The 13,653-nt window shown below is 65.6% G+C and carries 14 protein-coding genes; 8 read left to right on the forward strand and 6 right to left on the reverse strand.

Annotated features, from left to right (window positions below; translation table 11 throughout):
• Window positions 1–246 precede the first annotated feature (246 nt).
• Window positions 247–816, reverse strand: a complete 570-nt coding sequence (locus ACQPYK_RS39845; RefSeq protein ID WP_433243443.1) for a hypothetical protein — start codon at window positions 814–816, stop codon at window positions 247–249.
• Window positions 817–872: 56 nt separating this feature from the next.
• The gene (locus ACQPYK_RS39850) at window positions 873–1,313 is read right to left on the reverse strand and encodes an ATP-binding protein (RefSeq protein ID WP_433243446.1); all 441 of its coding nucleotides are present in this window, start codon (window positions 1,311–1,313) and stop codon (window positions 873–875) included.
• Window positions 1,314–1,675: 362 nt separating this feature from the next.
• Here ACQPYK_RS39850 and ACQPYK_RS39855 point away from each other — a divergent pair, with 362 nt between their 5' ends.
• The 5 genes from ACQPYK_RS39855 (at window position 1,676) to ACQPYK_RS39875 (ending at window position 7,404) form a co-directional block, all read left to right on the forward strand.
• Window positions 1,676–2,569 (forward strand): helix-turn-helix domain-containing protein, encoded by an 894-nt coding sequence (locus ACQPYK_RS39855; protein WP_433243449.1) that lies wholly within the window; start codon window positions 1,676–1,678, stop codon window positions 2,567–2,569.
• Between the two features lie 14 nt (window positions 2,570–2,583).
• Entirely contained in the window at window positions 2,584–2,811 is a 228-nt protein-coding gene (locus tag ACQPYK_RS39860) for a DUF397 domain-containing protein (RefSeq protein WP_433243452.1), read from the forward strand.
• Between the two features lie 143 nt (window positions 2,812–2,954).
• Window positions 2,955–3,311, forward strand: a complete 357-nt coding sequence (locus tag ACQPYK_RS39865) for a nucleotide pyrophosphohydrolase (RefSeq protein ID WP_433243455.1) — start codon at window positions 2,955–2,957, stop codon at window positions 3,309–3,311.
• Between the two features lie 126 nt (window positions 3,312–3,437).
• The gene (locus tag ACQPYK_RS39870; RefSeq protein ID WP_433243458.1) at window positions 3,438–5,321 is read left to right on the forward strand and encodes a DNA/RNA helicase domain-containing protein; all 1,884 of its coding nucleotides are present in this window, start codon (window positions 3,438–3,440) and stop codon (window positions 5,319–5,321) included.
• 202 nt (window positions 5,322–5,523) lie between these two features.
• Window positions 5,524–7,404 (forward strand): DNA/RNA helicase domain-containing protein, encoded by a 1,881-nt coding sequence (locus ACQPYK_RS39875; protein WP_433243461.1) that lies wholly within the window; start codon window positions 5,524–5,526, stop codon window positions 7,402–7,404.
• Between the two features lie 146 nt (window positions 7,405–7,550).
• Here the strand turns inward: ACQPYK_RS39875 and ACQPYK_RS39880 are convergent, their stop codons facing one another.
• The 4 genes from ACQPYK_RS39880 to ACQPYK_RS39895 all read right to left on the reverse strand — a co-directional run bounded on the left by ACQPYK_RS39880 (window position 7,551) and on the right by ACQPYK_RS39895 (window position 11,317).
• Window positions 7,551–7,697: a hypothetical protein gene (locus tag ACQPYK_RS39880; RefSeq protein WP_433243464.1), complete on the reverse strand. Its 147-nt coding sequence runs from the start codon at window positions 7,695–7,697 to the stop codon at window positions 7,551–7,553.
• Window positions 7,670–8,395 (reverse strand): hypothetical protein, encoded by a 726-nt coding sequence (locus ACQPYK_RS39885; protein WP_433243467.1) that lies wholly within the window; start codon window positions 8,393–8,395, stop codon window positions 7,670–7,672. Before ACQPYK_RS39885 ends, ACQPYK_RS39880 begins: the two co-directional genes overlap by 28 nt.
• A 283-nt stretch (window positions 8,396–8,678) precedes the next feature.
• On the reverse strand, window positions 8,679–10,682 hold the full coding sequence (locus tag ACQPYK_RS39890) for a GmrSD restriction endonuclease domain-containing protein (RefSeq protein WP_433243470.1): 2,004 nt from the start codon (window positions 10,680–10,682) through the stop codon (window positions 8,679–8,681).
• Between the two features lie 197 nt (window positions 10,683–10,879).
• On the reverse strand, window positions 10,880–11,317 hold the full coding sequence (locus tag ACQPYK_RS39895; RefSeq protein WP_433243473.1) for an ATP-binding protein: 438 nt from the start codon (window positions 11,315–11,317) through the stop codon (window positions 10,880–10,882).
• Between the two features lie 359 nt (window positions 11,318–11,676).
• Here ACQPYK_RS39895 and ACQPYK_RS39900 point away from each other — a divergent pair, with 359 nt between their 5' ends.
• The 3 genes from ACQPYK_RS39900 (at window position 11,677) to ACQPYK_RS39910 (ending at window position 13,418) form a co-directional block, all read left to right on the forward strand.
• Window positions 11,677–12,570, forward strand: coding sequence for a helix-turn-helix domain-containing protein (locus ACQPYK_RS39900; RefSeq protein ID WP_433243476.1), 894 nt, complete (start codon window positions 11,677–11,679; stop codon window positions 12,568–12,570).
• 14 nt (window positions 12,571–12,584) lie between these two features.
• Entirely contained in the window at window positions 12,585–12,791 is a 207-nt protein-coding gene (locus ACQPYK_RS39905; protein ID WP_433243479.1) for a DUF397 domain-containing protein, read from the forward strand.
• 207 nt (window positions 12,792–12,998) lie between these two features.
• The gene (locus ACQPYK_RS39910) at window positions 12,999–13,418 is read left to right on the forward strand and encodes a PPOX class F420-dependent oxidoreductase (protein ID WP_433243482.1); all 420 of its coding nucleotides are present in this window, start codon (window positions 12,999–13,001) and stop codon (window positions 13,416–13,418) included.
• The last annotated feature ends 235 nt before the right edge of the window (window positions 13,419–13,653 follow it).

The raw sequence follows: 13,653 nt of genomic DNA on the forward strand, positions 1-13,653 counted from the left end.
CCCGGCGAAGGTCCCGCCTTCGGCCGTGCGGCGTTGACCCATCAGGCCGGAATCCGCCCGGAAACCAAGACGGCCCGGCAGCCCACAGATGAAGCACGGTCGCCACCGCGTATGAGAAGCCGTTGTACAGCGATAGTGATTGACATGTGCGACGACATAACTACTATGAGTAGTGCGCGGTCGGGTACGAACCGCGAAGTGAGGCCGGGCTTCCCGCCGCATGACGGGCACCCGGCCGTCGCGTTTTCAGCCGCATTCTTCGGGCCTGTCGATGCTCACCTGCCTCAGAACCTCCCCCAGCGCCTCCACATAGGCGGAGGTACGGCCCAGCACCTGGCCCGCCACCGCTCCCACCACGATGTCCGCCACCCAGAGCAAAGACTCATCCGCCGAACCTCGATGCTCCAGGGTGAATCGGGGTGGTCTCCCGGCCAGCCCGCCAAGAACCCGCCGGTCCACGGCGTTCTGCGCCTCCTGGCGGCGGTCGAGAACCAGGTGGCGGACCCCGCCGTCCAGTTCCAGCACCATCCATCTCAGCACCCTCGCCCGAGCCGCCTCCTTACGGCCAGGAGCGTCGAACGGGCAGGCATACACCTGCGCGCTCACCGGCAGCATGGAGACCGTCTTCGCCAAGCCGGCACGGGTTCGGTCATCTTCTGCGTGCCAGTGCACCCGGCGTGACACCGGAATCAGCGCCGATAGTTCGCGCCGTACGCGCTCGGAGGTATCAGGCTCGGCGAGCACCACCGCGATGAGATACAAACCGGGACGGTCGTGAATCGACTCGTCGATGTAGCCAACACGGCCAGTGGTCACAGGGGGCACGACACCCCATGATTCCTAACCCTGAGGGTTCATGTAATTACATTCCGCTATTCCATGGAAATGCTCACCAGCTTGCACCACACGATCTTTCCGCCCGAGGCCGGCCGGTAGTAGCCCCAGCTTCGTGCGAGCAGGTCGACGAGGCAGAGGCCGCGTCCGCCCTCGTCGTCCAGGTCGGGGACTCGCAGGACGGGCGGGGTACGGCTGGCGTCCCAGACCCGCAGTACGACCGCCTCCTCAACTGGATACAGATCCACCCAGATGTGCTCCGGGCTCGCGTGCGCCGCCGCCTCCGTGGCGGCGGAAGACGAGGCGTGCGCCTTGATCGCGTTGGACACCAGCTCGGAGATGACGAGTTGGGCCGTCTCGACCAGGTCGTCTCGCCGCCAGCCCTCCAGCACGCGTTGGACGTGCACGCGGGCGTAGTAGGGCGAGGTCGGGAAGACGGAGAGCTCCAGGTGGTGCTTTCCGGGGGTGACGTCGGTCATTTTCCCTCGATCCCGGTCGGCGCATCAGGTGTCAGGGCGTAGGACCGGCACCGTTCGCAGACGGGGGCTGCTCTCCCCCACGGGGGCGGCGGGGGCACGATGCCGGTCCTACGGGAGGCACGACCGGGAAGCGGCAGGGGGCTGCCGTCGGTCGTACCGCTTGCGCCGGGCGGAACACCCGACAGGGGGTGGGCCGCGTCGGGAGGGAAGATCGTCCGCCCGGCTGACTAGGGAAATCACACGTTTCACCATCCAGAAAGAAGGCTTTCCGGAAAGCTTTACGCTGAGAGCATGCATCATCACAATGGGTGAACGCAATATAGGCGTTCACACTGCCCGCATAATCCGGAGAGGTGTTAAAGATGCAGGACAAGCCCGATTTGGGTACAGTCGCGCCCCTGCCACGGACCAGGCGCCAGCCACCCACGGTGCGCCTTCGCCGTCTGGCGGCAGAGCTGCGTCGCCTCCGCGAGGAGGCTGGACTTTCCCAGACCGAGGTGACCGAGAAGACCGACGTCAACCTCGCCACGCTCCACCGGATCGAGACAGCCAAGGCCAAGCCACAGCTCCGAACCCTCAACGCTCTGCTCGACACCTACGGCGTCACGGGTGACCGCCGCGCCGACCTGGTGGCTCTACAGAAGGAAGCCAAGCAGCGTGGCTGGCTGCACGGTTTCGAGGTGGATCTCCCCGATCCGTACAGCGCGTACATCGGTCTGGAAGCGGAGGCTCGCGAGGCCATCAACTACGAGTCACTGTTCATCCCCGGCCTGCTGCAGACAGAGGACTATGCACGAGCGGTGATCCGAGGCGTACTGCCGGCCGCCACCGACGAGGAAGTCGCGAATCGCTTCACCGCAAGGATGCAGCGGCAAGCCCTCCTGGAGGGGGACAGCCCTCTACGGTTGTGGGCGATCCTGGATCAGGCCGCCCTATGCCGGACGGTCGGTAGCAACGCCATCATGCACGAACAGTTCACCCACCTCGCTCAACAGGCAAAGCGTCCGCACATCACTGTCCAGGTCATCCCGTTCTCGGCTGGGGCTCACCCTGGGATGCCGGGCAGTTTCATCATGCTGAAATTCGATGCGGACGGCCCGGACGTGATCCACATTGACAGCATGGCCCGCGGCCTGTTTCTTGAAAAAGAGGCAGATCTACGGCGATACAACGGCATTTGCGAGCATCTCCGCGCGATAGCCCTCAGTCCCGCCGAAACAATCACGCTCATCACATCTCATAGCGAAGTTCACTAGCGGAAGGAAGCAGGATGCAGCCTGACCTCTCCGGCGCGCAGTGGCGTAAGAGCAGCCTTAGCGGTGACGGCCCGAGCTGCGTCGAGGTGGCCTTCGTCAACGACGTCGTCGCCGTCCGCGACACCAAGGACCGCGAGGGCGGCACGCTCGTCTTCCACCGCGACGAGTGGGTCGCCTTCATCGGCGGCATCAAGAGCGGAGACTTCGACGGCCCCTCCCGAGCAGCGAAACCTGCCCACTGAGAACGCGGTCGCTCTCCGGGAGGCGCGCCTTCGCGTCGCGAGAGACGCGCGCTTCCCGGAAAACAGCATTGGCGACCTCGCAGCCGGGGGGCGACTCGGAGCTCGCTTGGAAATCGGCCTTCCGCCCCTTGTAGCTTGCCTCCATGACGGAGCTTGAAGCATTGGCCGACAGATTGCGGCGATTCGCTCAGGACAGGGACTGGGAGCAGTTCCACACCCCGAAAAATCTCGCCATGGCCTTGGCCGGCGAGGTCGGTGAGTTGCTCTCCGAGCTCCAGTGGCTGACGCCCGAGGAGACGGCGAACGTCATGGACGATCCCGAAGCCGCCAAGCGGCTCAGGTCCGAGCTGGCCGACGTCACGATCTATCTGACCCGGCTCGCCGACGTGTTGGGCGTCGACCTCGTCGACGTCGCCCATACCAAGCTTGATCAGAGTGAAAAGCGCTACACCGTGGAGGCCTACCGCGGGTCGGCCAGAAAGGCACCCCCACTCGTCTGATTTCGTCGGGTGATCGCTGTAATGTGCCTGGCGTAGTGATGCGGCCCGACGGGCTTCCGCTGATCGACTGATCACGGACACGCCCCCATACCGCACGAGTCTCTCGTGCTGCCTGGGGGTAGGTCCGTGACGGCATTTCGGCATTCCGCCGAAAGTCTGGCCAAACTCGCGACCGACGATTCGGTCCTCGAAAACCGGCTCAGTGAGGCCATTGCCGAGCATCTCAGAAGGACCGCGCGCATCAACCCGTCCCTCGCCGAACGAAGGTCCTGGGACCGCAGCCTTCCCGTGCTCGCCCGCGACCTGGTCGACGCCGGACTCGGCGGCGTCGAGATGCTGGTCGAATACCGGCTCCCGCTGACCAGCAAGCGCGCCGACGTCGTGCTCGCGGGTGTGGACCGCCGTACGGCCGGCGACGCCTATGTCGTCGTGGAGCTCAAGCAGTGGAGCCGGGCGGAGCTGTTCGAGGACGATCCTGATCTCGTGCTGGTGGAGGGCGCTCCGGGAGGGCCGAAGCTGCACCCGCTGCTCCAGGTGCGAGGCTACTGCGATTACATCGCCGACTTCGTCGGAGTCCTGGACGGTCAGAGCGACTCGATCAGGGGCGTGGCCTACCTTCACAACGCGGCCGATCTCGATGTCGACGACCTCTACGTCCGTGTTCAGGACGAGCGCACCCGCCTGTTCACCAAGACACGACGTGGCGCCTTCCTCGACTACCTCAAAGACCGGTTCGCTCCCCAGCCGGGCGTGGATGTGGCCGACCGGCTGTTGAGCAGCGCCGTCCGTCCTTCCAAGCAGCTTCTCAAGCTCGCCGCCGAGGAGATCAGGAACCGCGAGCAGTTCGTACTCCTCGCGGAGCAGCGGCTGGCCTACGAGATCGTTCTGAACACCGTGGACCGTGCGCGCAAAGCGGACTCGAAGGAGGTCGTCATCGTCTCCGGCGGCCCGGGAAGCGGAAAGAGCGTCATCGCACTGTCCTTGCTGGGCGAGCTGTCACGCCAGGGACGGAAGGTCCTGCACGCCACAGGCTCCCGCTCGTTCACCGAGACGCTGCGCAAGGTCCCGGGCAAGGGTTCCTCCAAGGTGAAGAACCTTTTCAAGTACTTCAACAGCTTCATGCAGGCCGAGCGGAACGGCCTCGACGTTCTCATCTGCGACGAGGCCCATCGCATCCGCGAGACCTCACAGAACCGCTACACCCCCGCGCGCCTCCGCAGCGACCGCCACCAGGTGAACGAGCTGATCGACGCCGCGCGGGTGCCGGTCTTCCTGCTGGACGAGCACCAGGTCGTACGGCCCGGCGAGATGGGCACCGTCGCCGAGATCAGGAACCACGCGGAGGCACGTGGACTCCGTGTTCACGAGGTCTCCCTCGACGGGCAGTTCCGCTGCGGCGGCAGCCGCGCCTACGAGGAGTGGGTGCTGCGACTCCTCGGCCTGGACGGCGGCTCCCCCGAGCCGTGGACGGGCGACGACCACTTCACCGTGTCCCTGACCGACTCGCCCCATGAGCTCGAAGCGCTCCTGCGAGCCAAGCAGGACGAGGGCCGCTCCGCCCGTATGACGGCCGGCTTCTGCTGGCCCTGGAGCGACTCCCGCAAGGACGACACTCTTGTCCATGACATCCGGATCGGCGACTGGTCCCGCCCGTGGAACGTCAAGAGTGACCGGGCCGTGGGCGATGCCCCGGCGAGCGCCCTGTGGGCGACGCAGGAAGGCGGCTTCGAACAGGTCGGCTGCGTCTACACCGCGCAGGGTTTCGAGTACGACTGGAACGGCGTGATCCTCGGCCCGGACCTGGTCATCCGTAACGGCAGGTTCGCCACGGTCAGAGGCGCCAGCAAGGACCCCGCGCTCACCCGCGGAACCACCGACGCACAGGCCGACCGGTTGATCAGGAACACCTACAAGGTTCTGCTCACCCGTGGAATGGTCGGCACCCTCGTCTTCTCCACTGACCCGGAAACCCAGGAATTCCTTGCCCGCCTTCTGAGCTTGAGGACCTGAGCACGGCGATCAGCGCGCTCCACCGAACACAGCTTCCGATTGCCGGACAAAAATTCACAGGACGCGGCCCGACGGGCTTCCACCGTTCACTCGGACATGGACACGCCCCCACACCGCACGAGACTCTCGTGTCACTTGGGGAAACTTCATGGCCAAAATGCCGCTTCCCGCCTTCCGGGCATCGGTCGAAAGAATCGCAGAAATGCTCTCCACCCCCGGGTCGGTGATGGAGAAAAGGCTTCTGGAAGCCATCGCCACGAATCTAAAAAAGGAGACGGGTCGGGGAAGCACGCCGGGGCAGAGGGCGGCTTGGCGCAACAGCCTGCCGGTGCTCTTCGATGATCTGATGGAGGCAGGGCTTGGGGAGGTGGAGGCCCTCATAGAGGTTCCGATGCCCGGAAACAAGATCACACAGGCCGACGTCGTCCTGGCCGGAGTCGATCACGACACGGGCGGGGACACCTATCTGGCGATCGAGCTGAAGCAGTGGAGAAGCGCCGATCTCTTCGAGGACGACCCCGGCATGGTCGTTCCCTCGACCCAGTACCGCGAACCGGTAACCCATCCTGTCCTCCAAACCGAAAGATACTGCGAACACCTAAAGAACCACTGTGGCGCCCTGCAGGAGACGCCTCAGGCTTTAAGCGGTGTGGTCTATTTGCACAACGCGCCACGCGAGAACGTCAGGAGGCTTTTCGACCTCGCCGGTGAGAGGGACGTTCAGCTGTTCACCCTCAGCGAGCGCGGCGCGTTCCTCGAATACCTTGGGAGCCGCTTCGCAAAAGAGCCGGGGGCCAAGGCAGCGGACCGGCTTCTGAGCGGGACCGCACGGCCGAGCAGGCATCTCCTCGCCCAGGCCGCCGACTCCCTCAAAGGCCGCAACCACTTCGTTCTCCTCGGCCGCCAGAACGACGCCTTCAGGCGGGTCATGCACGAAGTCGAGCAGTCCTACCGGGCCAACACCAAACGGGTCGTCGTCATCACCGGCGGCCCGGGCAGCGGCAAGAGCGCCATCGCCATCGAACTCCTGGCGGCACTGAGCCGCGAAAACCACAAGGTGCTCTTCGCCACGGGCTCCCAAGCTCTCACAGAGACGCTGCGCCGCCACGCCGGATGGCGCAGCAAAGCGATCAAAGACCTCTTCGTCTACTTCAGTGCCTTCACCCGGAGACATCGCTATCTCGACGTGATCATCGCCGATGAGTCACATCGCCTGCGGAGCAAGACACTCAACTGGCGTCAGCCGGCGCTCGGGAGTGACAGGCCGCAGATCGAGGACATCATCGAGTCCTGCCGGGTCCCGGTTTTCCTGTTGGACGAGCACCAGGTGGTCCGTCCCGGAGAAGTCGGCACGATCGCGGCGATCAAGGCACAGGCTCAGCAGCTCGACGTGCGTTTCACGCACATCTCACTGGAGGGGCAGTGGCGTTGCGGCGGCAGTGCCGACTATGACGAGTGGGTTCGGCGGTTGCTGGGGTTGGGGACTGAGGATAGCGCATGGGACGGCGCCGGACCGGAGCAGTGGATGAAGGACCCCGCCTTCGAAGTGGTCCTGGCCACATCCCCCGAGGAGATGGAGCGGACCCTTCGGGAAAAGATCACCGATGGATGGTCAGCCCGCATGACTGCAGGATTCTGCTGGCCATGGACCAAGCCGGACACCGATGCCAAGACCCTCACCCCTGACGTCAAGATCGGAGAATGGGCCCGTCCCTGGAACGCCAACTCTGCGGCCTGGGTGGGCGAGGCTCCGCCCAAAGCGTTGTGGGCGACCGAAGAAGGTGGTTTCGAGCAGATCGGCTGCATCTACACCGCTCAGGGCATGGAGTTCGACTGGGCAGGCGTGATCATCGGTCGTGACCTCGTCGCACGTGGCGGGAAGCTCGTGACCGAACGCGAAGGATGCGGGGACGCTGAGCTGACGAAGAACGGGGTCACCCACGAACGGTTCGACCGCCTGATCCGTAACACCTACAAGGTCCTGCTCACCCGCGGCCTTCGGGGCGTCGTCATCTACGCCGTCGATCCGGAAACCCAGGGGTTCCTGTCCGAGCTGATCGACGGTCCCCCCGCCGAGAGGTAAGGCCACGCGTGACGTCCGCCTCCTGCGAGGCGGACGAGCACAGGCGGTCACCACCGTAGAAACCGGTGACGTGCTCCGCCTGCCGCCCGAACCCCGACATGAGATCCAGATCCAGCGGGCCGCCTGGAGTCGACAAGACGCGGCCCTTATCGCATCGCCGTCCAGCGCACCGGTTCGCCGAGTACGGCGGCGGCGCCGTCGAGGTCGGCCAGGCGGGCGGCCACGGTCGCGACGGCGAGGCGTTCGGGAAGCGCGACGCTGAACTTCAGGCCGTGCAGAGCCTTCTCGTCCACGTCGGGGAGGCAGAGCCGATCGCTGGCGTCGGCGGTGCCGGCTTTCCACATCTCGGGGGTGAGATCGCTCCGAAGACGGATAGACGCCTCATCGATGCGCTGGCCTGACACCACGATGCCGTCGAGGTGGGCCGTTCGGTCCGGGTGCGGCCTCCGGTGGGCGACCGCGAGACGCTCAGGTCGAGCCGGCCCTCGGCCGCCAGCTCCTGGGCGCGGCCGAGCACCCGGGCCGGCAGCCCGGCGCCGTCGAGATCCGGGGCGGAGTCACGCAGCCGGTCGAGCAGGTCGAAACTGCGCTCGACGAAGTCCAGGGCGAACTCGGTGCCGTGCTGCAGGAAGCGGCGCGCGGGCACGTCCAGCTCCTGGATGCGCTTCTCCCGCCCCGGTGCAGTCGCCCAGGTGAGGAAACCCTCGGCGTCCAGCCCCCTGTCGGTCGTCCTGCGCTGAGTGATCAGCCGGAAGTAGTCCTCCAGGCAGAAGGTCGGGATGCCGGTGTGCATCAGGATCGGGCCGAGATATGGCATCGGCATGTCGGGGAGCGTCGGCATGCCGAGGCTGTCGACCGCCGCCACGAACCCCTGCCCCCAGACGGTCTGGTCCTCCGGAAGGCCCTGGTAACGGACGGCCTTCCAGAGCTCGGGCCAGAATGTCCCCTGGCGGTAGCCGCGGGCGGCGACCCCGGTGAGGGCGACCGCCACGCAGGAAGGCCAGGCACGAAGAAGTCACCGGGCCGCCGCCTGGCCGCGACCCATTTCGCGTAGACCTTGCCGAGGACCGACGCCACCTGCTCGCTGTAGACGTCCTTGACGTCGACCTCCGCGATCAGTGACGACCCGCGCAAGCGTCTGGACCAGGCGCTTTCACGAATGTCGAGCAGCTCCAGAGGGCCGACCTTTTTCGTGGACTTCGCACCTGTGGAGCCTTCCATGCCGGAAAAGATAATGACCGGTTATCTCATTCGGAATAGAAAGGTATGAATAGTTATTCGATGCTTGTCACCGGAAAAACAGCCTGATCCCCTTCCCAGGAAACCGCTGCGACTTGGGGACACTGGGACAGCGGCAGCGCGTCGCCCTTCTCCCGCTCGACCATCTGACGCCACTCGTCCAAAGTTCCCGAGACCGTGAAGGGCCCGATTGTCAGGTTCACCGAGTCTCCCTCCACCCGCAGGGGGCAGGTCTCGCCGGAGATCTCAAGGTCGCTGTCCAGCCCTCCGTCGGCGGCGCCGAGCGCCGACACCAGGTCGGTCAGACCGAAAGAGCCGGTCCAGGACGAGCCGTCCCGCTGGGCGACGGCGACGATCCGACCGGCGTCCCATGTGCTGTGGTAAAGGACGAACTCCAGGGAGCAGTCGGCGAGCGGATCGGCGGCGGGCGGCGCCTCGTCCATCCAAGCGGGCCGGAACCGGTCCAGCAGCTCGGTCATCGCCACGGCCAGCCGCCGACGGCGGGCCACGAGGAACTCCCGGTAGGCGCCGGCCTCGCGCAGCGCCTCGTCGTAGGGGACGGAGTGCGCCGCCAGCTCGGCCTCGGTGAGCAGGGAGAACTTGGCGTCGACGAAATACTCGCGCGGGGAACGGTCGCTGATCTTCCGATTGGCCTTGGCCGAGATGAACGCGAGGTTGGCCAGGTCGTTGATCTCGGTCTTGGTGTATTTCGCGGGATGGTTCTTCAGCGTCGCCTGCGGGTGGATGTGGTGGTATTCCAGCTTCTGGCCGCCTTCGGCGGTGGCGCTGATCTGCGTGCCGTACCACCAGTCGGTGGCCCCCGACTCCTTGGCGGCGAGGTAGCTCAGGAAGAAGTAGGGGCTGCCGACCGTGCGCCCGGCCAGTGCCTGGGAGGTCACCTCGACCTGGGTGCCCACGATGCCGAGATTGGTGAGCAGCCGCCTGACCGGCTCAGACTCGCGGGTCACCGGGATGTCCTGGCTGAGACGGGTGTCGGTGGAGGTGCTGTAGCGGTTGCGGATGGTCGCGACGAGGAACCAGTAGAGCAGGCCTCTGGTCGTCTCGGCGTCCAGCGACTCGTCGGGCCGCTCGCCCAGCAGCACGATCAGCGGCAGCAGGACCATGTGCGAGGGCAGCAGGCCGCTGCTGGTGATCTTCAGGTTCTCCTTGAGCAGCGGGACGAGGTGCCGCAGCCCCCGCTGCACCGTGGCCCAGCCCTGCTCGAGCTGCTCGTCGGTCGCGGCGATCAACCGGCTGTGCGACCAGGTGGACAGGCCCCGGCCTAGGACCGTGCCGGTGAGCGCGCGGGTGAGGAAGGTGGCGTCCAGGTCGCCGAAGTCGTTCTTGGCCCAGTGCGCGGCCTCGGTCTCGAGCTTGTCCACGATTCCCGGCCAACGGGCGGAGAGGGTGGCCAGCGCGAGGTCACTGGTCTTGAGCGGCCGCCCGCTGTTGACCCGCACGAAGATCTGGGCGATCTCCTCGTAGGGGAACTCAGTGAGGACCTCCATGTGGAACCTGCGGTCCCGGATCAGGGCCAGGCGGCTGATCCGCTCTCCGATCAGGTCCGGGTCCATCTCGGGCAGCGCGGTGCTCATCCGGGCGATGATCGGGAACTGCTTGGCGCCCGGCCGGAGCACGTCGGCGACCTTCATCCAGCGGGCGTCCTTCGCCGTCGCGGCACTCTGGTTCTGGAACGCCTCGGTCTCGACGTTGAAGACGATCTGGGCCTCGGGATGATCGCTGATCACCCGGTGGAGGGACGTGAGCCGCTGCTGGCCGTCGAGCAGGAACAGCGGCGGGACCGCGGGCTGGGCACCGCCGTCCCCGCCGATCGCGATCGGGCGGGTCTCCGGCATGTCGTCCGTCCGCCACAGCAGCAGCGAGCCCGACGGATATCCCCGATAGAGCGACTCGATCAGCTTCGCCACCTGCGTTGGCTTCCAGACGTAGCCGCGCTGGATCTCCGGGAGCTTGATCTCTCCCCGGGAGACCTTCCCGACCAGCGTCTGGATGTCGTTCTCCAACTTCTCGACCGGCATGAGGCGACCTCGGCGATAGCTGCGGCAACGGGACTAGTCGATCACTTTAACCTTTCATTCCGACAGTTTTGAAGTTTCGCATTCACCGTCCCTGTCAGGAGTGAACAGCACATCGGTCCAGCCAGAAAGATTCGTCCTTTATCTCCTGATTAATCCACTCATGTCTTCCCATTCCCGGGTTCATTGACGTCCGGGCATCACGGTGGCGGGGCCGCCAACGTGCACCACACGATCTTCCCGCTCCACGCCGGCCGGTAGTAGCCCCAGCTCCTCGCGAGCAGATCGACGAGACAGAGGCCGCGTCCGCCCTCGTCGTCCAGGCTGGGGACTCTGAGGACGGGCGGGGTACGGCAGGCGTCCCAGACTCGTAGCACGATCCCTCCTCCTGCCGGATACAGGTCCATCCAGATGTGGTCCGGACGCGCGTGTGCCACCGCCTCCGTGACGGCGAAGGGCGAGACGTGCGCCTTGATCGCGTTGGACACCAGCTCGGAGATGACGAGTTGGGCCGTCTCGACCAGGTCGTCTCGCCGCCAGCCCTCCAGCACGCGCTGGACGTGCACGCGGGCGTAGTAGGGCGAGGTCGGGAAGACGGAGAGCTCCAGGTGGTGCTTTCCGGGGGTGACGTCGGCCATTTTCCCTCGATCCTGGTCGGCACATCAGGTGTCAGGGCATAGGACCGGCACCGTTCGCAGACGGGGGCGGCTGCTCTCCCCCACGGGGACAGGGGCACGGTGCCGGTCCTACGGGAGGCACAACCCGGAAGCGGCAGGGAAGTGCCGTCGGTCGTGCCGCTTACGCCGGACGGACACCCGACAGGGGGTGAGCCGTGTCAGGGGGGAAGATCGCCCGCCCGGCTGACTGGGAAATCACACGTTTCGCCCTCCGGAAGGGAACCGGCCCGGAGGGCTTGACTCTCAGAGCATGCAGCATCACGCTAAGTAAATGCAAGGGCTACATTTGTAGCGCCTACATAATTCGGAAAGGTGCCGAAATGCGGGAGAAGCAGGGAATGAGCGAAAATGCGGCTGGGCCGTCGATCAGACGTCAACCCCCAACAGTCCGCCTGCGTCGCCTGGCAGCCGAGCTACGCCAACTTCGCCAAGCCGCCGGGCTGTCCCAGGAAGATGTCGCGGAGAAGACCAACGTCAACATCGTCACGCTCTACCGGATCGAGACGGCCAAGACCAAGCCGCAGCTCCGGACGCTCATCGCCCTGCTCGACGCCTACGGTGTCACCGGCAGCAGTCGCACCGACCTGATGGCCTTGCAGAAAGAGGCCAAGCAGCGCGGCTGGTTGCAGAGTTTCGACGCCGATCTCCCCGACCAGTACACCGCTCTCATCAGCCTGGAGGCCGAGGCTCAGCAGGCCATCAACTACGAGTCGCTGTTCATCCCCGGCCTGCTGCAGACCGAGGACTACGCGCGGGCGGTGATCCGAGGCGTGCTGCCGACCGCCACCGATACGGAGGTGGAGAGTTTCGTCACCGCCAGGATGCAGCGCCAGGCCCTCTTGGAGAACGAGGCGCCCCTGAGACTGTGGGCGATCATGGACCAGGCCGCTCTATGCCGGACGGTCGGCGGCGACACCGTCATGCGCGCCCAGCTCGCACACCTCATCCAGCAGGCCCAGCGCCCGCACATCACCATTCAAGTCATCCCGTTCTCGGCCGGGGCCCACCCGGGAATGCCCGGTAGCTTCATCCTCCTGAAGTTCCCTGCGGACGACCCTGACGTGATCTACATCGACAGCATGGCCGGCGATCTGTTCCTTGAGAAGGAGACAGACATTCAGCGGTATAACGATATTTGTGAGCATCTTCGCGCGATAGCGCTCAGTCCCAATGACACGGCTGCGCTACTCACATCCCTACGCGGAGATCACTAGCGGAAGGAAGCAGGATGCAGCCTGACCTCTCCAATGCGCGCTGGCGCAAGAGCAGCCTCAGCGGAAGCGGGGCGAGCTGCGTCGAGGTGGCGTTCGTCGACGACGCCGTCGCCGTCCGCGACACCAAGGACCGCGACGGCGGCACACTCGTGTTCCGCCGCGACGAGTGGACGGCCTTCATCGGCGGCATCAAGAACGGCGACTTCGACAACCTCACCTGATCGACAGGGCTTGTCCACCAGGGACAAGGGCCTGCGGCCGGCTGTGCGGGGCCAGGGGTTCCGACCGCCTCGACAGGCGTTCCACCGGCGCTCGGCCAGGGGGCGAGTCACATACAGAGAGTCGCGGAACCGTCACCATTTGGTGTGTGACACCGTGGACGTACGTCTCGTGAACCGCAGGGGACGCCGACGCGAAGAGGAGAGATCATGTCGAAGCCGCCGCTTCCCGAGGAAGCAGTCGCCATGCTGAAGAAGCCGAATCCCGCCGTCATCGCGACGCTCCGTTCCGACGGTCAGCCGGCGTCCACGGCCACCTGGTATCTCTGGGACGACGGCCGGATTCTGGTCAACATGGATGAGGGCCGCAAGCGGCTGGACCACATACGCGACGACCCCCGCATCACCCTCACCGTGCTCGGCAAGGACGACTGGTACACACACATCAGCGTCATCGGCCACATCTCCAAAGTGCGCGACGACAAGGACCTGACCGACATCGACAGGCTGGCCCAGCAGTACCTCGGGAAGCCGTACCCAAGGCGGGATCGCGGCCGGCTCAGCGCCTGGATCGAGATCGACAGCTGGCACGGCTGGGGCACGCTCAAGGACAACAGCCAGGTGGGCTGACGCCCACATCCGCCCAGGCGGCGGCATCTAAGAGCGGCGGCTTCGACGGCATCACCGGATCGGCAGAACCTGCCTACCGAGAACGGGCGTCGACAAGTGCATGGGCCGCCTGGCGCGCCAGATCATCGGAAATGCCGCCATCATCTGATCCAGGACCCGGCGGGGCCGGCCTCTCCTGGCTGAACCTCACCGAGAACTCGGTGGATCACCGCGAGAGCGGGTGTATTCAAGGGGT

The organism is Streptosporangium sp. CA-135522 (genome assembly GCF_050949235.1).
Taxonomy (GTDB): Bacteria; Actinomycetota; Actinomycetes; order Streptosporangiales; family Streptosporangiaceae; genus Streptosporangium.